21 protein-coding genes are annotated in these 20,150 nt (G+C 41.4%); 11 read left to right on the plus strand and 10 right to left on the minus strand.

All coding sequences use genetic code 11. The features are described from left to right. The first annotated feature begins 67 nt into the window (after positions 1–67). The 5 genes from L3V25_RS03895 (at position 68) to L3V25_RS03915 (ending at position 5,616) form a co-directional block, all read left to right on the plus strand. Entirely contained in the window at positions 68–1,111 is a 1,044-nt protein-coding gene (locus L3V25_RS03895; protein ID WP_237294154.1) for a succinylglutamate desuccinylase, read from the plus strand. Between the two features lie 94 nt (positions 1,112–1,205). Beyond that, positions 1,206–2,201 (plus strand): vitamin B12 ABC transporter permease BtuC, encoded by a 996-nt coding sequence (btuC, locus tag L3V25_RS03900; protein WP_237294155.1) that lies wholly within the window; start codon positions 1,206–1,208, stop codon positions 2,199–2,201. A gap of 20 nt (positions 2,202–2,221) precedes the next feature. Continuing rightward, the gene (btuD, locus tag L3V25_RS03905; protein ID WP_237294358.1) at positions 2,222–2,971 is read left to right on the plus strand and encodes a vitamin B12 ABC transporter ATP-binding protein BtuD; all 750 of its coding nucleotides are present in this window, start codon (positions 2,222–2,224) and stop codon (positions 2,969–2,971) included. Positions 2,972–3,526: 555 nt separating this feature from the next. Continuing rightward, a complete protein-coding gene (locus L3V25_RS03910) occupies positions 3,527–4,924 on the plus strand; it encodes a restriction endonuclease (RefSeq protein ID WP_237294156.1) in 1,398 nt (465 codons plus the stop codon). Positions 4,925–5,073: 149 nt separating this feature from the next. After that, positions 5,074–5,616 (plus strand): hypothetical protein, encoded by a 543-nt coding sequence (locus L3V25_RS03915; RefSeq protein ID WP_237294157.1) that lies wholly within the window; start codon positions 5,074–5,076, stop codon positions 5,614–5,616. A 714-nt stretch (positions 5,617–6,330) separates the two neighbouring features. Here the strand turns inward: L3V25_RS03915 and L3V25_RS03925 are convergent. Both L3V25_RS03925 and L3V25_RS03930 read right to left on the minus strand, forming a co-directional pair. Further along, positions 6,331–6,906, minus strand: a complete 576-nt coding sequence (locus L3V25_RS03925; RefSeq protein ID WP_027695443.1) for a nucleoside triphosphate pyrophosphohydrolase family protein — start codon at positions 6,904–6,906, stop codon at positions 6,331–6,333. A 63-nt stretch (positions 6,907–6,969) separates the two neighbouring features. Further along, on the minus strand, positions 6,970–8,217 hold the full coding sequence (locus L3V25_RS03930) for an MFS transporter (protein ID WP_237294158.1): 1,248 nt from the start codon (positions 8,215–8,217) through the stop codon (positions 6,970–6,972). Between the two features lie 164 nt (positions 8,218–8,381). Here L3V25_RS03930 and L3V25_RS03935 point away from each other — a divergent pair, with 164 nt between their 5' ends. Beyond that, positions 8,382–9,275 carry a LysR family transcriptional regulator gene (locus tag L3V25_RS03935; RefSeq protein ID WP_237294159.1) on the plus strand — a complete coding sequence of 298 codons (894 nt, stop codon included), beginning with the start codon at positions 8,382–8,384 and terminating at the stop codon, positions 9,273–9,275. Positions 9,276–9,286: 11 nt separating this feature from the next. Here L3V25_RS03935 and alr read toward each other — a convergent pair whose 3' ends face one another. Both alr and L3V25_RS03945 read right to left on the minus strand, forming a co-directional pair. Continuing rightward, positions 9,287–10,378, minus strand: a complete 1,092-nt coding sequence (gene alr / locus L3V25_RS03940) for an alanine racemase (protein WP_237294160.1) — start codon at positions 10,376–10,378, stop codon at positions 9,287–9,289. Next, positions 10,371–11,630 (minus strand): D-amino acid dehydrogenase, encoded by a 1,260-nt coding sequence (locus tag L3V25_RS03945; protein WP_237294161.1) that lies wholly within the window; start codon positions 11,628–11,630, stop codon positions 10,371–10,373. The genes alr and L3V25_RS03945 overlap by 8 nt, the downstream gene beginning before the upstream one ends. 314 nt (positions 11,631–11,944) lie before the next feature. On the opposite strand from L3V25_RS03945, the gene L3V25_RS03950 reads away from it, so the two are divergent. Both L3V25_RS03950 and L3V25_RS03955 read left to right on the plus strand, forming a co-directional pair. Then, on the plus strand, positions 11,945–12,277 hold the full coding sequence (locus tag L3V25_RS03950) for an SMR family transporter (RefSeq protein ID WP_027695447.1): 333 nt from the start codon (positions 11,945–11,947) through the stop codon (positions 12,275–12,277). A gap of 61 nt (positions 12,278–12,338) precedes the next feature. Further along, positions 12,339–12,881 (plus strand): lipocalin family protein, encoded by a 543-nt coding sequence (locus L3V25_RS03955; RefSeq protein ID WP_237294162.1) that lies wholly within the window; start codon positions 12,339–12,341, stop codon positions 12,879–12,881. A gap of 77 nt (positions 12,882–12,958) precedes the next feature. Here L3V25_RS03955 and dbpA read toward each other — a convergent pair whose 3' ends face one another. The 3 genes from dbpA to L3V25_RS03970 all read right to left on the minus strand — a co-directional run bounded on the left by dbpA (position 12,959) and on the right by L3V25_RS03970 (position 15,347). After that, entirely contained in the window at positions 12,959–14,374 is a 1,416-nt protein-coding gene (gene dbpA, locus L3V25_RS03960; RefSeq protein ID WP_237294163.1) for an ATP-dependent RNA helicase DbpA, read from the minus strand. A gap of 103 nt (positions 14,375–14,477) precedes the next feature. Continuing rightward, positions 14,478–14,705 (minus strand): glutaredoxin family protein, encoded by a 228-nt coding sequence (locus L3V25_RS03965; RefSeq protein WP_027695450.1) that lies wholly within the window; start codon positions 14,703–14,705, stop codon positions 14,478–14,480. A gap of 63 nt (positions 14,706–14,768) precedes the next feature. Further along, positions 14,769–15,347: a DUF1415 domain-containing protein gene (locus tag L3V25_RS03970; protein ID WP_237294164.1), complete on the minus strand. Its 579-nt coding sequence runs from the start codon at positions 15,345–15,347 to the stop codon at positions 14,769–14,771. A gap of 126 nt (positions 15,348–15,473) precedes the next feature. Here L3V25_RS03970 and L3V25_RS03975 point away from each other — a divergent pair, with 126 nt between their 5' ends. Further along, positions 15,474–15,995 carry a DUF2058 domain-containing protein gene (locus tag L3V25_RS03975; RefSeq protein WP_237294165.1) on the plus strand — a complete coding sequence of 174 codons (522 nt, stop codon included), beginning with the start codon at positions 15,474–15,476 and terminating at the stop codon, positions 15,993–15,995. A gap of 67 nt (positions 15,996–16,062) precedes the next feature. Here the strand turns inward: L3V25_RS03975 and L3V25_RS03980 are convergent, their stop codons facing one another. Further along, positions 16,063–16,653 (minus strand): TetR/AcrR family transcriptional regulator, encoded by a 591-nt coding sequence (locus tag L3V25_RS03980; RefSeq protein ID WP_237294166.1) that lies wholly within the window; start codon positions 16,651–16,653, stop codon positions 16,063–16,065. 138 nt (positions 16,654–16,791) lie between these two features. On the opposite strand from L3V25_RS03980, the gene L3V25_RS03985 reads away from it, so the two are divergent. Then, positions 16,792–17,403 (plus strand): glutathione S-transferase, encoded by a 612-nt coding sequence (locus tag L3V25_RS03985; protein ID WP_237294167.1) that lies wholly within the window; start codon positions 16,792–16,794, stop codon positions 17,401–17,403. A gap of 63 nt (positions 17,404–17,466) precedes the next feature. Here L3V25_RS03985 and L3V25_RS03990 read toward each other — a convergent pair whose 3' ends face one another. After that, complete coding sequence (locus L3V25_RS03990; RefSeq protein ID WP_237294168.1) at positions 17,467–18,213, minus strand: DUF502 domain-containing protein; 747 nt, start codon at positions 18,211–18,213, stop codon at positions 17,467–17,469. Positions 18,214–18,365: 152 nt separating this feature from the next. Here L3V25_RS03990 and L3V25_RS03995 point away from each other — a divergent pair, with 152 nt between their 5' ends. Then, positions 18,366–19,307 (plus strand): zinc transporter ZntB, encoded by a 942-nt coding sequence (locus L3V25_RS03995; protein WP_237294169.1) that lies wholly within the window; start codon positions 18,366–18,368, stop codon positions 19,305–19,307. A 46-nt stretch (positions 19,308–19,353) separates the two neighbouring features. On the opposite strand, the gene L3V25_RS04000 is transcribed toward L3V25_RS03995, so the two are convergent. Next, entirely contained in the window at positions 19,354–20,142 is a 789-nt protein-coding gene (locus L3V25_RS04000; RefSeq protein ID WP_237294360.1) for a sterol desaturase family protein, read from the minus strand. Positions 20,143–20,150 lie beyond the last annotated feature (8 nt).

Genomic DNA, 20,150 nt, shown 5'->3' on the forward strand with positions numbered 1-20,150 from the left:
ATAAAACCATCAACCACTTCGGCGTATTTAGTCTAAACTTTAAAGAGTAGGCTTCGCGGAGGTGGTTATGGAGCACCAACATCATCAAAAAGATAACCCTTTAATTAATGATCTCGTGACAAAAGGGTTTATTTATACCACTTTGCATCATTTATCGTGGCCGCAGCAAACTCTCACGGTAGATAACGGCCTAGTGCTACGGTTTTATCATCGCGGCATGTTAAGCATAACGCCGGCTCATTACAAAGGGGACAGCGCCACGGTAATATCGGTTGGCATTCATGGTGATGAAACGGGGCCGATTGAATTGGTCGATAAACTGGTTACTCAAGTGCTATCTGGTGAGGTAACCATCAGCCATCCGTGTTTGTTTATTTTTGCTCACCCTGACGCCACCATAAAAAAACAGCGCTTTATAGAACAAAACCTCAATCAACTTTTTGAAATGTCGAACATGCAAGTACGAGGTATCGAAGGGGAAATTGCTGCCAAAATAAAAGATGTCGTCGAATTGTTTTTTGAACGATCTTCTGGAAAGAAACGCTGGCACCTCGATCTCCATTGTTCTTCTCGTCCTTCTCAATACCCCGTTTTTGCTATTCGTCCTGCTACTAGACATCAATCCGATACCACAGACCAAGAATTAAAATACTTTGCCCAGCATGCAGATGTTCAGGCTGTTTTGTTATGCCATCATCCTAGTTATGCGTTTAGTTGGTATACCGGTGAGTATTTCCAAGCGAAGAGCTTAACCATTGAACTCGGGCAACTTAGAGCATTGGGCGAAAATGATCTTTCCGTCTTTACATCGTTTTTATCCGGGATGCATTTACTACTCAATCGAAATGAAAAGTTAGATGATGTGAATTGTATGAATCAAGATATCGCAGTTTATGATGTGGTTGATGAGATCCGTAAGCAGCATCCAGATTTAGCTTTTACCGCACGACAAGCACTAATCAACTTTGAACCACTGTATTTAAATCAAGAATATGGAATACAAGGCGGCGTTCCGATGATCTGTGAATCTGGCGGCTACGCTTTAGTGTTTGCCAATGATAAAGTGGATGTCGGTCAGAGAGCGGCGTTATTAGTCGAAAGAATTCGCTAAAGATAAATATATCCTGACTTTACTTTTCAATTGGTGCGTAACTGGTTATGGTATCGCAAACACCGCGAGCTTATACCTAAGTGACTATGATCATATGCAATTCAATCAGTTAATTCACACCAAACACCAGCGCTGGAAACTGCCATTCATTTTAATCACGATGTTTTTAGCCAGCGTGAGTACTATCTATTTATCGGTTGGCGATTTATCCCTGTCTTTTTTCCATCCTATGTCTGACTTACAACAACAAGTGATCGTCAATCTTCGACTACCTAGGCTGTTTGCCGCCATATTATTAGGCGCTTCACTTGCGGTAGCCGGTGCGACCTTACAAGTATTATTAGGCAATCCTCTGGCAGAGCCGGGCATTATTGGTATTTCAGGCGGGGCAAGTCTAGCGATGGTGATCGCCTTGTTCTTTTTTCCTGTCTTAATGTCGCCACTAGGTTCAATGGCCGTCGCGATAGTGGGTTCGTTAGTTTTTACGCTTTTAATTGTGTCACTTGCCAAAGCGATGCGTTTAACCACTGGGCGCTTGTTACTGATTGGGGTAGCGTTAGGGATTTTATCTAGCGCGGTTGTGACCTGGGCGTTTTATTTCAGTGATGACTTCAACCTAAGAATATTGATGTATTGGTTAATGGGTAGTATTAGCGGAGTATCTTGGGCTCAGGTGGCACTAGGGTTAATAATGTTACCCTGTATCGTTTGGTTGTGTTTCAAAGGTCGAGATTTAGACTTATTGATGGCGGGTGAGCAACATGCCAAACAACTTGGCTTAGATGTGTTTGCTCTACGTTGGAAGTTGATTATCTATGTGTCGATATTGGTCGGCTGTTCAGTGGCGATTGGCGGAGTGATCAGTTTTATAGGTTTAGTGGTTCCGCACCTCATTCGTTTGATTTTTGGCAGTGAAAACCGCTACCTATTACCGATGTCTGCATTGTGTGGCGCAAGTTTACTGGTATTGGCTGACTTACTTGCCAGAGTATCACTGACCAGTGCAGAACTGCCTTTAGGCGTAATGACAACGACGATTGGTGCGCCAGTGTTTATTTGGATGTTACTACGTGGGCATGATCAGAATTAATTATGAATAAAATAACACCTATGCTCGATATAAAAGATCTCAGCGTATCAAATCGCTTGATGCCGATGAGCTTTCAAGTCAACCCTGGTGAAATCCTACATGTGATTGGTCCAAATGGGAGTGGTAAAAGTACCTTGCTTGAAGTGCTATCTGGCTTACTTTCACATCAAGGAACGGTGACTTTCAGCGGTGAATCAATCGCTCAATATGATTTGAAAGAACTGGCAAAGATCCGCGGCTATTTATGTCAGTCAGATCGACCGGCGTTTAATATGTCAGTCTTTCAATATTTATCGCTCTCTATCAACAAAGACATTCATCATGATGTAGTGGAAAAAGCGGTGAGTGAAATTACCACGCAACTTTGCATTACCGATAAGCTAGGCAAAAGCATTCATCATTTATCGGGCGGTGAATGGCAAAGAGTGCGACTTGCCGGAGTATGCTTGCAAGTGTGGCCAACTTTGAACCCAGATGCGAAAGTATTGCTGCTCGATGAACCCGCAGCGCCTTTAGATGTTGGTCAAGAAAGCTTGCTGTATCAAATGATAGAAGTGATGGTGAGCAAAGGCTTAACCGTAGTGATGGCAAATCATGATTTAAATCGAACCTTGCGACACTCTGACAAAGTGTTGATTCTCAAAGATGGTGTATTAAAAGCAGTAGGCGAAACAAAGTCACTTTTAACCAGTCAATTACTGACAGAGATATTTAATACCCAAGTCACGCGGATTGAGCATGATGGACAAGCGCACTTATTGTTTGATTAATGCTTTGGTATTGATGTCTATTCTAACTTAATCATACAACTTCGGGTGCTTTAAAGTTGTCATTCCAGCCGAGCCTAGGCGAGAGCAGGAATCTATTTACCACAATCGTATATTAGAAGTTTGATTGTGCTTTCTTTAGATGCGTTTAACTAAACAATAAGTGTCCAGAAAATACTCGCTTCCTTTCACTTTCTGTGTGTTTATACAGTTATAATTTAATTTTTTTGGTATTAAACGGTTTTGTGTGAAAGCGAGAACTTATACCTATATGTGAGCTATCGGAATTCATTGTTAATTAGCAATAATATGTAAGAATTGAAAGTGCATCCCTGTCACAATTGTCTCGCTGAACCCATTCTCGCTTTCTCCATCGCATAAAATCGGCTAAATGCTTTAATAAAGCGCTCATTAGAGTATCTTATGGTAACAAATGTATTGATTAGCAGTGAACGTGTTGAAGTAATCTGCGGGTTTATCCAAGTTTCTTGCTAATATACTGTTATATGCCAAGCGCTCCCTTCATTTCGCTGAATCAACGTAGGAATAATTCATTAGATGAACTGGAAAGATTATGAGAAGGATATTTATCAGCAATTTAAGGATATGTATCCGACGGCTGAAATTACTTACGATGCAAAAGTTCGTGGGAGATATTCCAAAGTAGAAAGGCAGGTAGATATATTGGTAGAAGATTATGCTGCAGGTGAAAGCATAACCATCATGGTGGATGCTAAATTTTTTGGAAAAAATATTGACGTCAAAGACGTTGAATCTTTTATAGGTATGATGCAGGACGTTGGGGCTGATAAAGGGTTGTTAATTACTCAAAAAGGCTATTCAAAAGCAGCAATTGCTAGAGCTCATAATGATCCATCACGTATTGAACTGGATATTTTGAATTTTGATGAGCTTAAAAAATTCCAAGGGTTTGGTGCTCTACCTTATAGTGGAAAACACGGTGTAATATTACCAGCGCCTTTTGGGTGGGTTATTGATGCGGGAGTTAGAGATGGCGCTTTGGCGGCTCTTTATCAGCGAGGACTAACCGTTGAAGAGGCTAGAGAAAGAAACGAGTGGATGTACCTGAACATTTTTAGTAAAGATAAAAAAATCCAGGATATGGACTCATTTTTAAAATTTCATGAAACTGAAGTTTTAAAAAACTTCCCCGATGCAAAAATAGGTTATCAAAAAACGGTCAAACGAGATAAATATAAAACCCTTATAAGAACTATTGAAGTAAATGAATACCCAACAATTGAATATACGGGGTTTATTGATTTCGGAGATTCCATTTTCTTCTGTGTGTTATTCACTCCTGAGGAACTAAAAGAAAAGAATATCAAAAAGCTGCTGCACATAATTTCTAAGGCATTACCTTTCAACGTTGATGTTGAAAGTATGGGGAAGTCTAAAATAAATGAACTCGAGTTCCGTTTTGAACAAACTGATAACCAAACCGAAAAAGCTGAACTGTTAATTGCGCAAGGCAATATTCTAATGGATCTTGAAAAATACGATGAAGCAGAAATAAAATTCAATGAAAGTATCGAAATTATATCGAGTAGCTATGGTGCATTAAAAGGCAATGTTGAAATAAAATTAATAACACAAAGTCCAAATGACAAGCTAGATACAGCAGTTGATAATTTCTTCGAGTTGAGCCCAACAAATCCAACGGTTTGTCAGGATTTAATGGAGATTTATGAGCGACATGAAGTTAACTCTTTATTTGAAGAAACTATGCTCAGAAAGCTTAAGGATTTTTCTCAAAATGACGAAGCCAAAGGAAATATCCTCTATCATTTAGGGCTATTCAACCAAGAACTTGGTAAGGATAAAGAAGCAATTGCAAATTTTTGTGATGCTAGAGAGTGTTTTTTACAATCGTTAGACACTAGACATATGGTATTTGAATTTATTGATACAAACCTTAGAGAGCTAGGTCAATAATTGATTTTTGAGTTAATTGGCATACAACAAACGCATTAACGCATGGGCTAATAAAGCTTGGCTTGGTTCATGCCTCACCAATTTTAGCCAAGCATTATTAGCCCGTTATGCGAGGTGTTAGGCATATAGATTTTAGATAGGTGATTAATTTGGCAACAGAATTGGTAAATGTCGTCGATACAGCAGTAAAAATTGGTCTTGGTGCGATTATTTCAGGAGTTTTTACTTATTTAGGGTTGAAGCTCTCGCACCGTTCCGATAAGGAGAAGTTCATGCTTGAACACAAAACGAAACTGCTTGAAAAAATTGCGGATGATACAGATATATATTTCACAGCTTTGGACTCATATGTCGCTAAATTTGCAGGCATTACCAAGTATCGAGATAACAAAGGAGAAACAAGTAATACTTTAAGCAAGAATCAGAAAGATTCCTTAGTAGAACGAGACAGTTTGCTTGTTGAAGGGTGGGCGTATCAAAAATCGGCAATAGCAAAACTTCGAATGTTGAAAGCAAACAAAGCCAGCAAGGCTCTGTCGAAAATGTCCACATTAGAAAAGAAGCTACGAGATAGATATGTGTTTGATAGAGAAATTCCGACATATGAAGAAGTAAGAGAATTACGGAAGGAGATTAGTGAACAAAAGCGAGAAGTACACGGACTGCTAGCTGATTTTTATAGTTCATTATAAGCCATACAAAGCGTTTAAGACGGATTCGCAACGCTTGGCATTTTTGCTATGCGTTGCGTTTTGTGTTTAAGGTGGTATGCGGGAGCTTCGGCAGTGCGTTGCTCACACCTTGACAGGGCGTTACTTTCCCATATATCAACTAATCCGTTAAATGCTAATTTAGCAAAGACACTGACTCGGCTTTGTCTAAATGAAACTTACGTGAAAGCGAGATCCCGCATCTTCTTCACTTAAGTTCATGTGCGGGATAACAAGGCCGGAGCTATTCATTTAAGTCAACCGTGAGCCATTATATCCGCGGGCCAACTATACGATTTGGCTAAGGCTAATCATTGATGTGTAAGATCCCATATGAGTTAAAACAGGCTAGTGGTTCGATATTGATAAAGTGACTTACGGTCACATGATCGTTTATAGAGCAAAGCACGCCAAATCTGTGCAATAGAATCTACCTACAAAGTGTTATATAAAAGACCGGAAAAGATAAAGACAAAGCCGAATTGAAATATATCAATAAAACAATGGTTTAGAGTTTTATTTGGTGGGCGTGAAAAGTTGGCACACAAATGGCATTAATGAGAGTGATACATTCTCGTCCTACCTTGTGTTAACAGAGATAGCTTTTTACTAAAAGTAATGCATTTAACACACACGCCTGCCTCATCTGAGACAGGCTTTTTTTTTATCTTTAAAAGCTATCTTTGAAACTCAGATCTAGTTAGTCAGTTTTTCTAAATCGGCAGGGCGGTAGTAAACCGATTTCAATACTTTTCCTTTACGAACTGTCTTGCCTTGCATTTCGACATCTTTAGCGCATTTCGCAATGATGTATTCGCCTTTTTGTACGCCTTCAAGTTCCACACCTTGTTTAGCGTAGAAGGCTTGAGTTTCCGTGAATTCTTGCTCGTTGCGGCATACTTTACTCATATTGCTTGAATGCACTTCATCCCAACATGGTAGGAATTCAATGCCACGGTTTTTCGCCACATGTAGCAATAATTCGATGATGTAGCTAATACCGACATTACTATTTACTTGGTCGTCACCGCGGTGAACTAAGCGACCCATAAGGACATAAACCGTATCAACAATGGCGTCAGCTTGTTCGGTTTTGCAATCAGCTTCGGCCAATTCAGTTAGCTCTTCAATCGCAAGAGATGTATGCAATGTATCCGCTTTGTCATCTAGAGAGGCTAGGTCAGCGACAGGGAGATCAAAAGTTGAACGGAACTCAGTGATATCACGATATAAGTGTTGGTAAAGTTCCGTTGAAAGTAGGGTAAATTGCATGTCATTGCCTCATGAATAAAAGTTGCGGCAGATGATAACAAACAATGCCTATTTCAGTCATGATCAATTCAATTTTTCCGCGCGGTTAAGCTTGTAGGTAAGCACTAGAATTGCGATATATAACACACTGCCGCCCAATGCGACCATATTCCAACCACCGTGTTGCCAGCAATAGATTAAGTAAAACCCACCAAGACTACCGCCAGCGTAATAGTGAACAAGATATAAAGCCGTCGCACTGGCTTTTGCTTGTTGTGCTTTCGAGCTAACCCAGCCATACGCCAATGAGTGAGTAAAGAACGCGCCGCCACTGATCAAGATAAGCGCAATAAACATTGCATAGAGATTTGGAATGAGTGCAGTGAGCATTCCGATTAAACTGACTACCGTGCCTAACACAATGCCGCTGGTGGAATTAAAGCGTAGGCTCCATTGGCCGCTAAGTTTAGAAGTTAAGGTGCCAGTTAAATAACAAAGAAAGATAAGCGATACTAGGCTCACAGGAAGCGAGAAAGGTTCACCGACCAAGCGAAAGCCCATTACGGTATAAAGGTTAACAAACAAGGCAAAGTTTAACCCGCCAATTAACATTGCAAACCATAGTCTAGGGGTTTGTAAGTGATGCATGGAATCTTTTAAATGACTAGATAACGAAGTCTGTTTAGCGACAAAGTTTTTCTGCGCAGGCACCCAAAGTGTCACCAATATTGCGATGGCAAGACTAAACAACGCCATGCCAATCACCGCAGTTTGCCAGCCAAGCCATTCACCAATCATTCCGCCATAAATCCTGCCGGTAATTCCGCCTAATGAATTGGCACCAATATACGAACCTACCGCGAGCAAAAATACTTTAGGGCTAAACTCTTCTGCCATGTAGGCCACCGCCACTGAAATATAACCTGCCAAGGCAACTCCCATTAAAGCTCGCGAAGCAATTAATAGCCCGAGCTGATCGGAAAATAAAATACACAAACCAACAACAGGTGAGGCATACAAGCTGAAAAGCATGATCTTGCGCCGACCGATCTTCTCAGAGTAAATCGCCCAAGGTAGTAGAGATAAAGCTAGTGTCAAAGTTGCAGCCGCTAAAACCCAGTTAACATGCGCTGCAGTGACTTGATAATGCTCAGCAATCAAAGGTAGTAAAGGTTGGAATAAGTACAAATTGCAGAACGAAATAAATGAGCCAATGAAAAGCCCAAAGGTGACTTTTTTCAGTGATTTTGGATTGTCGTTATCTACTGGCTCGTGCTGCGTCGAGTCATTTATTGATAAGTCTGCATGTTTTTGGAGAGAGGTAGACGACATTAACGGCACTCAAGTGAGGTAGATAACAGAATTTTACCAATAGCCATGCTATATATAAAATATATTAAATTAATAGTCTCTATCTGTTTTTGATCTGGATTGTGAGTGAGTGTTCTGTTCACCGGTGTCATTATAGAATCAGGAAAGCAATGCATAGGAAAGTTATGAATACCAAAGCATTAAAGTACTTTGTCACCATCGTAGAAATGAAAAGTTTCAGCCGAGCTTCTGAGGTTTTGCATGTTGCGCAGTCGGCCTTGAGCGTTTCAATTAAAAAGCTTGAACTATCAATAGGCTTAACGCTGTTACACCGTCACGATAAAGGCGTGCAATTAACCGATGAGGGTATGCGTTTATATAAACATGCCAAAGAAATACTACAGAAACTCGATGATGCAGAACTTGAAATGCAAGAGCTAAAAGGCTTAGTTAAAGGCGAAGTGAGACTAGGTGTACCTAGCATGATGGGCTCTTATTTCTTTCCGGATATTTTGATGGCGTTTAAACAGCAATATCCAGATTTAAAATTGACTATCATTGATGCTGGCACGCAATCAATTCGTAAAATGTTGTTAGATGGCGAGCTAGATCTTGGTGTGATCCTCAATGAAAACGTACCGGATTCTCTGGCAATAGAGCCATTAGTGGAAGATGAAATGTTAGTGGTGGTAAGCCCTGAACATGAGTTTGCCTCTAAGCGTTCGATTTCTATCACCGAGTTCTTTTCTCAAGAATTAATCATGTTTAAGAAAGGCTACTTTCACAGAGAAATGGTCGACAAATTATGCATTGAGCACGGCTTTGAACCGAACATTTCTATTGAAACTAATTTGATCCCGATGATTCTGAAAGTGGTACAGAAAGATTTTGCGATTGGGGCATTATTGAAATTAGTCACCGAGCAGGAAAGAGGTGTGATAGGCATTCCATTTGATCAACCTATCACGCTGAAAATAGGCATGGCCTGGCGGAAAACTGGGTATTTGTCGGTGGCGGATAAAGCCTTTATGGAATTCACCAAGCAAGCTTTACCCGCCGCGATAGGCCGAGAAAAGTAAGAGGTACAAGCCTAGTCGATATATTCTTTATGTACTCGACGAGTAATACCGGTAAACAAGGTGTAGGGAATCGTATCGCAGCAGTCGGCAACTTCAGCTGCTTTTACGTTCTTGCCCCATAACTCGACGGTAGAGCCGATTTCAGCATTTGGAATGTCTGTTAAGTCTACCGTCAGCATATCCATCGAAACACGTCCCACAAGCTGGGTACGAACGCCATTGACCATCACTGGTGTACCGTCTTTCGCATGTCTTGGATAACCATCAGCATAACCAATCGCAACTGTGCCTATCTTCATCTCACGTTCACAACGATACCTTTCACCATAACCAACGGATTCGTGCGATTTCACTTCACGTATTGCGATAATTTTTGAGGTCAGCGTCATCACTGGGATCAGTTGTTCTGAAGCGGAATTTGAATGTGAAAGTGGATCTGCGCCATACAGCAAAATACCCGGTCGAGTATAACCACTAAATTGATCACTATGACTTGATGGATGCGCTAACGTGGCGGCGCTATTGGCAAAGCTGCTTGCTTGAGCTTTCAACTGAGAAAAAGTCGTTTCACAGGTTTGTAGTTGGCTTTGTGTCATCGATTTATCGAGTTCATCGGCGCAAGCAAAATGGGTCATGTGAATGATATTATTGACTTGCGGCAACGCGTTTAATTGCTCAAAAGCCGCAGGGTAGTCTTGTGGCGAAAACCCTAAACGATGCATGCCGCTATCAAGCTTTAACCAAATCATAAATTGAGAAGATTGAGGTTGGCGTTTAATCGCTTCAATCTGTGCTTGGCTATGAACGGCTGTCCAGAAGTTATGTTGCTGAATAAGTTCAAGTTCAGACTCTTCAAAAAAACCTTCTAACAAAAGAATGGGTTGTTTGATGCCGGCTTCGCGTAACTCAATCGCTTCTTCAATACAGGCCACGCCAAAGGCATCCGCTTCTTGTAGCGCGTGCGCCAATTTTATCGCGCCATGACCATAAGCATCGGCTTTGATGATCGCTACCGCTTGTGAGTTCGGAGATTGCGCTTTCGCCACGCGGTAGTTATGTTGAAATGCAGCAAGATCAATGCTTGCTTTGGTTGGTCTAGCCATAGTAGCGCTCGATAGATAAGCCTTCAGGATTAATATCCGGCTGTTTGTTATTGATTATATCTGCTACGAATTTGGCAGAGCCGAGTGACATTGTCCAGCCTAAAGTGCCGTGACCAGTATTCATGTATAGATTGGAGTACTTAGTACCACCGAGTATTGGCGTGCTGTCCGGCGTCATTGGACGTAGTCCACACCAAAAATCTGCTTTGGCGACATCGGCTGCGCCTGGGAACATGTCTTGAATAACAAAATCAATACTGGCTCGGCGTTTGAGCGGGCGCTCTAAGTTAAACGATGCAATTTCTGCAGTACCACCGACTCGAATGCGATCTTCAAAACGCGTAACTGCTACTTTATACGTCTCATCCATAATGGTCGATTGGGGCGCACGTGATTCATCTTCAATCGGTAGGGTGAGTGAATAACCTTTGATTGGATAAATAGGCAAATCGATTCCCAGTGGTTTCATCAATTTAGGCGAGTAACTCCCTAGAGCGCAGACAAATGTATCGGCCTTAACGACGCCTTTATCAGTTTTCACGCTAACGATTTTACCGTTTGATTCTACTAAGTGTTCAATATTGGTATTGAGCATAAACGTCACGCCAAGCGCTTCACATTGTTTGGCAAGTTCGGTAGTAAATTTATAACAATCGCCGGTTTCATCACCGGGTAGACGTAAACCACCGACAAACTTATCTTTTACATTCGCAAGGGCGGGCTCATGTTCAATGCAACCTTGTATATCTAAAGCTTGATGAGGAATGCCTAATTGCTCAAGAACCGCGATATCTTTTTGCAGCGCATCAATTTGTTTTTGCTTGCGGAATAACTGCAATGTGCCTTTTTGACGTCCATCGTAGTTAAGGTTGAGCTCTTTACGAAGATCAACAAAGCAATCGCGACTATATTCAGCGACACGTAACATGCGAGCTTTGTTAGTTTGGTAGCTTTTGGTGTTGCAGTTAGCCAGCATTTTGCTCATCCATGCAAGGGTATAGCCATCAAGCTCTTTCATGTTGATCATAAATGGCGATAAATCTTGCATCATCCAACCAATCGCTTTGAAAGGCACTCCCGGAGCCGCCCAAGGAGAACTGTATCCCGGAGAGATCATGCCAGCATTACCGTGGCTCGTTTCTTCTGCGACATGGCTTTGTCTATCAATTACCGTCACTTCATGGCCAGATTTCGCCAAGTACCAAGCTGTTGTGACACCAAGTACACCACCACCTAAAATTGCTACTTTCATGATCTTCCTTAAATAAGCTCGATAACAATGTATAAAACCAAGTCTATTCCAAAATAAGGAGAATGGTGCTTTGTAGTTTTTAAAAGTGCAGTGTTAAATGCTGGTAATGTTGCATTTTTGTAGCACATAAATTATTAAATTTTGACGATTTATAAAGTGAGATTTGAGTCAAACTTATTTGAAATTTTAAGCAAACAGGATACTGAACCAGTGTTAATGAATATCAATTCTAGTGAAGTTGATAAAATTATCAGGTAAAATTGCTTTATATTTAGTGGGTTAGACGTTATTTACTATCAATGTAGGAGCAATATATGAAGCAATGGTTGTTTTTAGGTGTCGCGATTGTGTCTGAAGTTATTGCTACTTCGGCGATGAAATCCAGTGAAGGCTTTACCAAGCTAATTCCGTCGTTAATCGTGGTTTTTGGCTATGTAGCAGCGTTTTATTTTTTATCTTTAACCTTAAAAACCATTCCGGTAGGCATTGCCTATGCTATTTGGGCGGGTCTCGGCATTGTGCTGATTGCCGCAGTAGGCTGGATGGTTTTTGGTCAGAAGTTGGATCTACCGGCAATACTCGGTATGGGGCTGATTTTACTAGGCGTATTTGTGATTAATGTATTCTCAAAAGCTGGTGGACATTAATTTGATCTTTTCCTAAGCCAGTTTCGTAGAGTCATGGATGAATCTAAAACAAGGACGTTGTATGACATTATCCAAATGCATTTCTAGAGTACTCCCGCTTTTCACTGCGCTACTTCTGACAGGCTGTTTAGGCATGCCGAAATCCGTCACTCCCATTCAAGAGTTTGATGTAAACCAATACCTAGGCACATGGTATGAAATCGCTCGTCTCGATCACTCCTTTGAACGTGGTTTAACACAAGTCACCGCTGACTACTCATTAAAAGAAGACGGCGGCGTTAAAGTCATTAACCGTGGTTATTCAGCCGAAAAGGGCGAGTGGCAACAAGCGGAAGGCAAAGCATATTTTGTTAACAAGCCCAATGAAGGCTACTTAAAAGTCTCGTTCTTTGGGCCTTTCTACGGATCATACGTGATCTTCTACCTAGAACCCGCAGGCCAATACGCCTTTATCTCCGGCCCCGATCACGATTACCTTTGGCTACTATCCCGAACCCCAACCGTCGATGATTCAGTCAAACAGCAATTCATTAAAATGAGCCAACAGAAAGGCTTTGATGTCAGTGAGTTGATTTTTGTAGAGCAGGGGAATGGTTTAAATTAGAAAATCTGAGTTCCAACAAAAAACCTTGCCCCAAATCTCTCCAGGGCAAGGTTTATAATTTCAAATCTAACGACTTACTAGATAATACGAGCGCGGAAGGTTTTGCCTTTCATCTTACCGTTTGAAATCTTCTTCAAGGCTTGTTTGGCGATGCCTTTTTCAACTGCAACATAAGCGCGCATATCGAATAAGTGGATTTTACCAACGCGTTTGCCGTCTACGCCGTTATCCCCACCAGTGAGTGCGCCTAGAATGTCACCAGCACGGACTTTTTGTTTTTTGCCGCCATCAATTTGAATGGTCGCCATTTTAGATTCAAACGGAGTGTCAGTTAGCACGCTGTCTGAAGGTAGGGTCGATGGTGAAATCTCAATGTCCATGTACTCATCAATTTGAGCCACTTTAAACATTTCTTTTTCCGCAAATAAGCTAAATGCCATGCCTTTACTACCGGCGCGGCCAGTACGACCAATACGGTGTACGTGAACTTCAGCATCACGTGCCAGTTGGAAGTTAATTACCGCATCTAGGTTTTCAACATCAAGACCACGAGCCGCCACATCGGTCGCTACTAGAATAGAAGCACTCTTGTTAGCAAAGCGTAGTAGGGCTTGGTCACGATCACGTTGTTCTAAATCACCGTGTAGGGCGATCACATCAAAACCTTTGTAGTGCAGTTCATCGGCTACTTCTTGCGTTTCACGCTTGGTGTTACAGAAGATCACTGATGATTCAGGTTTGTGTTGCAATAGTAGAATCTGAGTCGCTTTCAAGCGGTCTTCAAATGAATTGGTTTTATAAAAGAACTGAGAAATGCTTGAGTTAGTGTGTTGGCTTTCTACCTTCACAAGCTCAGGGTTACGCATGATGCGGTTAGCGATCTTTTTAATTTCCGGTGGGAAAGTGGCGCTAAATAGCAAAGTTTGACGATCGCTTGGCGCTTGTTCAATGATGGCATCTAATGCGTCTTGAAAGCCCATGTCTAACATGCGGTCGGCTTCATCAAGTACTAGAGTATTCAGTTCTGATAAATCAATACGGCCTTTATCTAGGTGATCAAGAATACGACCCGGCGTACCCACTAAAATGTGCGCGCCGTGTTCTAGTGAACCAATCTGCGGGCCAAATGGCATGCCGCCACAAAGTGTGAGTACTTTAATGTTGTGAATGCTGCGTGCCAGTTTGCGGATTTCTTTTGCAACTTGGTCTGCCAGTTCACGAGTCGGGCAAAGCACCAAAGATTGCACACGAAAACGCTTCACGTTCAAGTTAGCTAATAAGCCTAAGCCAAATGCCGCGGTTTTACCTGATCCTGTTTTACCCTGGCCAATCACATCTTTGCCAGCAATCATCAATGGTAGGCTATCGGCTTGAATCGGCGTCATAGATTCATAACCTAGTGAGGTTAAGTTTTCGATTAGTGCAGGATCTAATGCAAGGCTAGAAAAAGCAGTATTTGCAGGTGCTTTGTTTGTAGGAGAATCTGTAGTCAAAATGGTTTCCTTAAAGGAAGAGCAAGCACATCTTCGGCTTACTCTATAAATTTGTATTCCCTTGGTACTTGAAGTCGAGGCTCCAGTTTTCGAGGGATAGGGTTTAGCTGTTATAAATTTTGTCGAAGTTGGCGGCGTTCCATCCTGCCATCATACGGTCGCCGATCTTCAAAACGGGTACGCCACGTGCGCCCATCGCTTCAAGTTCTTTGCGTCCGCGTTGCATTTTGGCATTACACAAACGGTACTTAATGCCTTTTGAATCTAAATACATTTTAGCGGCTTTACAGTGTGGGCATTTGTCACCCACATATAAGACTACTCGTTTCATAGTGATTATCTTTTTATACTTTTATTAAATTTGTGTCTTTATCAGTTGATATAGTTGAGAAGACTACTTGGCTTTAAACAGATAAGGGAAAAGCTGCTGCCTTTCTTGTTCCGTTAAGCCTTCTACCCGAGCGATATTGGTATCTGGAATCGCTTCTGGGTTTGGATAATGTTTTACCGCTTTTTCCATGCTTTCTTCACGAATAAGATGAAGTACGGGATAGGGCGCGCGGTTAGTTAAGTTTTCAGCATCATCAGGATCGGCACCCGCGAAACAATAATCAGGGTGGAAGGTTGCCACTTGGAATGTGCCTTCCCATTGTTCTTGTTTAATCAGTGCGTCAATCCAATCTAAGAAGAAATTATAGTCGTCAAAATCTTGTAGCATGTGAGGAATGACAACTAATGTGGTTTCTAATTCTGAAACTGGCGTATTGACGAGCGTGGTGAATTCTTGAAAAACATCTTCTAATAATGCTTCTTCTACTTCCGCTTTCGAAACCATGATCTTAATTTGCTTATTGCGTTGCGGCTTGGCTGCAAAAGGGCATAAGTTCAAACCGATCACCACATCAAGTAACCACTGTTCAACTTGTGATTCAATTTCTTGATGGCTAGGAAGAGACGAAGAGGGAGCTGACATTGGAATTTTCACACTGGTTATTGATAAGAGATGCATTGGCGGCGGATTCTAACATATAACTGTCTCGCAAATTGGATCTTTTTAAAGGTATAATCACCGCAAAGATTACGTCGTAAAGAGAGCATCATGGCAAAACTGACACTACAAGAGCAAATGCTTAAAGCAGGCTTGGTAAGTAATAAGAAATTAGAGAAAGCGAAGAAGTCATCGAAAAAATCTCGCGTTCAAGCTCGTGAAGCAAGAGAAGCGGTTGAAGCGAACAAAAAAGCGCAACTTGAGCGTGACAAAGCGTTAAATGCTGAGCAGAAAAAACAGCAATTAACCAAAGAATTGAAAGCACAAGTGAAGCAATTAATTGAAATGAACCGTATTGAAATTTCCGACGGTGATATCGGTTATAACTTCACAGACGGCTCATTAGTGAAAAAGCTTTATGTTGATAAGCCAACACAAGACCAATTAACCAAAGGTCGTTTAGCGATTGCTCGTTACCTAGAGGGTTACGCGATTATTCCGGCAAGTGTGGCAGATAAAATCTTCCAACGTGATGAAGAAAGCATTGTATTGAATAATGTTTTGACTCAAGAAGAGCAAGATGAGGATGATCCATACGCAGACTTCGTGGTTCCTGATGATTTGATGTGGTAATCCACTTTAAAATCGAAGTAAACGATGAAATAAAAGGCAGATGAAATAGAGCAGTAATAGCTTTGTTTTATCTGCCTTTTTTGTTTGCGTTAAGAATACTAATCAGCATATTTGTTGCATTATCTAAGCGGTCATATTGCTTGGCTTTCCCTAATACCCGCATGCCTTGTATTTGAGTGAGGATTAAATCGGTCAGACTCGATATATCGATACTGTCACTCAATTGTCCTTGCGCTTTAGCATGGCTCAAACAGTTTGTGACCCCGTCACTTAAATGAGTAAATAAACACTTTCCTGTGACTTGAACATCTTGATCTCGGTTAGCGTGCTCAAGCAGGGCATTTTGAATGAAACAGCCGAATTTTTGGCTTTTTTGAAGGTTGGAAAATTTCAGTAAAAAATCCGTTAAGGTTTCCAAGTTAGCATTGGAGTCAAAAAGCGGCTTAGCTGCTGGCTTAGAAATGTTTTCAAAGTAGTAGTTGAGGGCATTGATATATAAAGCGTGCTTATCACCAAAAGTGTTATAGAGACTAAAACGATTGATGGCTAAGTGTTCAACAAGATCTGATATAGAGGTATTGGCGTAGCCTTGCTGCCAAAATAGTTGCATGGCCTCTACTAATTTCTCGTCTTTATCAAAATTACTTCTTCTTGCCACGAAGCGACTCGCCTATTTATTGCCTAAGATAGTTACGAATGTAGCAAGAATCTAATCGACGTTAAAGAAGTTGTTGACTGATCGTTTAGTTATTCGCTAAGTTATATCTAAACGAACGTTCAGAAAAGGAAGTCACTAATGAAAATATATGAATTTGCTGCCAACCCAAGCTCACGCCGTGTTGGGATCTTCTTGAAGGAATTAGGCGTAGAAGTTGACCGTGTTCAACTTAATGTTCGTGAAGGGGAGAATTTAACGCCGGAATATCAAGAAAAAAGTGTCAACGGCAAAGTGCCAATGTTGGAGCTTGATGATGGTACTTGTATCAGCGAGACCATTGCGATCTGTCGCTTTTTTGCTGAACATCAAAATGATACATCACTGTTTGGCACTACTCCGGCTGAAAAGGGCTTGGTGGAAATGTGGCAGCGAATTGTCGAACTTGATGGTCTGCATATGGGGTTTCAAGCTTTCCGTAATTTATCTGGTGTTTATGGTGACCGAGAGCGCTGTGTCGAAGCATGGGGTAATGAGGCAAAGTTACGCGTAGAAGAGTTTCTACCGAAATTAGATAAGCAGTTAGCTAAGAATCAATATATCGCAGGTGAGCGTTTTAGCATTGTGGATATTACAGGGTTTCTTTTCGTCGGTTTTGTGTGCGAGAAAGCGTTGGAGATTAAAGCGCTCGATAGCTATCCGAATATTCAAACTTGGTTTAGTAAAGTATCGGAGCGCCCTGCGTTTCAATAACCAGTTTATTCATTAATCGATAGTGCACGCCTTTAACTAAAGCGTGCACTACTATTTTTATGATTAACTCACTTCAGCGGACTCTGAGCTTTGCTTCTCTTTCCATTCCTTTAATGCTTGCTGCATTTCTTGTTCATTTTTTAAAACTTTCCCCAGCGCATCATCGGGTTTCTTCGGTAAGGTTAAACCACATGAAACCAATGTCGCGGTGAGTTGCTCAACGGCAAGATGAGGCACGTAAATTAAATCTTCTTCTTTTTCAAAGCGAACGTAACCGTTAGAAAGGTTAATCGCCTGAGGAACGAAAACCACACGATAACCTTCTTCTGGCACAGGGTAAAATTCACCATCTGGGCCTAGAAACATTTCACCATTTTGATTTGGGATCATCCAGGTTGGCCCAAGATCAAACACGATTTCTTTTGAATTAGGGCCAGACCACGAACGGCTGAACGCAGGCTTTTTGAAAGGTGATTCTTCTGAGGTCAACGCTTCCATAATTTGCTTGGTAGAGTTATGAATGATGCCGAAGCCTGGAATGCGGTCGATAGTTTTTTCTGATAACCAAGTGTAAAAACGCTGCTGTAAATTACCATCAAAGATAATACCGACGATGAACATTAAAACGATGGCTGCCATTAAGCCAAAGCCCCATATATCGCTTAGCGTTTGGTGTAGGCTTTCTGGTAGAAAGTAGCTTGCGGTTTTATCCATAAAGCGAACCACAGCGTTAACGACCCAGCTGGCGATCACCAAAGGGATCACAAATAACATGCCTATTTTTATTTTTCGAATAATCAGTTTCTTCATTAATAAATCTCTTACACGTTGACTCTATGGGTTGTGATAGTCGTTAGTGATAATTTCACACCTAACCAGCATTAAGCATATCTAGTTCTTGCAGCCTAATGTAACCTCTGCGTTAATAACATGAAATAAATAGAAAAGTGAGAGCAGGCAATATGTCACATAGCTTTTTGATTGAACAGTGGGATTTTTCTACCCAACCAGCGAAATTGGTTGAACCTAAAGAACCGGTCGATATGCTGCAAGAGAATCATTGGTATCATTGTCAGCGTGAAGCCGGAGCATTACGTGAATGGTTGTTAGACAATGAGTTTGAATCTGGCGTGGTAGATAGCCTGCTTGCTGATGACACGCGTCCACGCTTTGAGCTATTTGAAGATCAGTCGTTTTTACTCATTATGCGTGGCGTGAATTTGAATGAAGGCGCAATGCCAGATGACATGCTGAGTGTGCGCATTCTTTGGCATAAAGGCACGTTAATCTCGACCCGTAAAATATCCTCTAAAGCCATTACCAGTATTCGCAATGCACTAGGTGAACAAAAAGGGCCGAAAAGTACCGCTCGCTTATTATTAGCGATTATCGAAGGTTTAAATCAAAACATCGCCGGTTTCTTGAATGAGGTAGAAGAGCAGTTATTTGAAATTGAAGAAGGTGATGGTAAAAACAGTGACCTACATGTTATTCATAAACGTCTATTAAAGCTTCGCCGTTTTATGAAACCTCAGCGTTATGCCCACGATGATTTCTTAGAAGTTGGCCACCCAGAAATGGAAGAGGTCGAACTTAAAATGCGTAACGCACTGGATACCGTGATTCGGATTAATGAATCGATTGATTTTTATATTGAACAGATTCAGTTGATCAAAGCGGACATCGAGCAAGAACAAGCGGAGAAGATGAACCGTAATACCTATTTATTCACTGTGATTGCAGCGATATTTCTACCGGTCAGTTTCTTAACCGGTTTATTAGGCATTAATGTTGGTGGCATCCCCGGTGTTGATAATCCATTGGCGTTCTTTATCTTTTGCGCAGGACTAGGTGTGACGTTTGTACTGGAATTTATCTTGTTACGCTGGTTGAAGTTCTTTTAGTTTCCGTACCTTCGCCGAGTCATTAACGCAGGTTCCGTTGCCTGCGTTATTTATTTCTAAATGGTTGTGACAACATTTTGAGTAGTGATTGCTCTTTGGCTGAGCGGAATAGGTTAATCCCAATTGTCATCTTTTCATGGCCATCTTTCGGTTGGCTAATATAACTACCAAACCAACGATCCCAAATGGATAAACAAAACCCGTAGTTGCTATCGGTTTCATTGCGATGAATAGAATGGTGAACTCGGTGCATATCTGGCGTGACAATCAATTTTCTTAATCGATCATCAGTGCGATAAGGTAAGGCTACATTGCTGTGGTTGAACATCGCACTGGCGTTGAGTATCACTTCGAACACAAAGACGGCTAGGGGAGAAATCCCGAACGCGGCAATTGTTGCGAGCTTAATCAGCATTGAAAGCCAAATCTCGATGAAATGAAAGCGTGAGCCAGTAGTGACATCGATATCTTGGTCAGCATGATGGACGCGATGTAAGCGCCAAAGCAGCGGGACTTTATGAAATAGACGGTGTTGCCAGTAAATCACCATATCTAATAAGAGCAAGCCGCATACTAGGTTTAACCATGCAGGAATATTGAGCCAATGAAATAATCCAATGTGGTTGTTCTGCACTAGGTAGGAAAAACTGACCGCGAGTATTGGCAGAGTGAAAGGCAGTAGAAAGCTATTTAAAAACACCAAACCTAAGTTATTGGCCCAACGGTAGAGCTTAGGTTGGCTAAGAGTTTTTTTCGGTCGCTTGATTTCCCAAACCGCCATGATCACCAGCACTAGAGTAAATACGCTAATACGAATCAGTGATTGTTGTGACATCAATAGTT

This window comes from Vibrio sp. CK2-1 (genome assembly GCF_021726515.1).
In the GTDB taxonomy this organism is placed as follows: Bacteria; Pseudomonadota; Gammaproteobacteria; order Enterobacterales; family Vibrionaceae; genus Vibrio.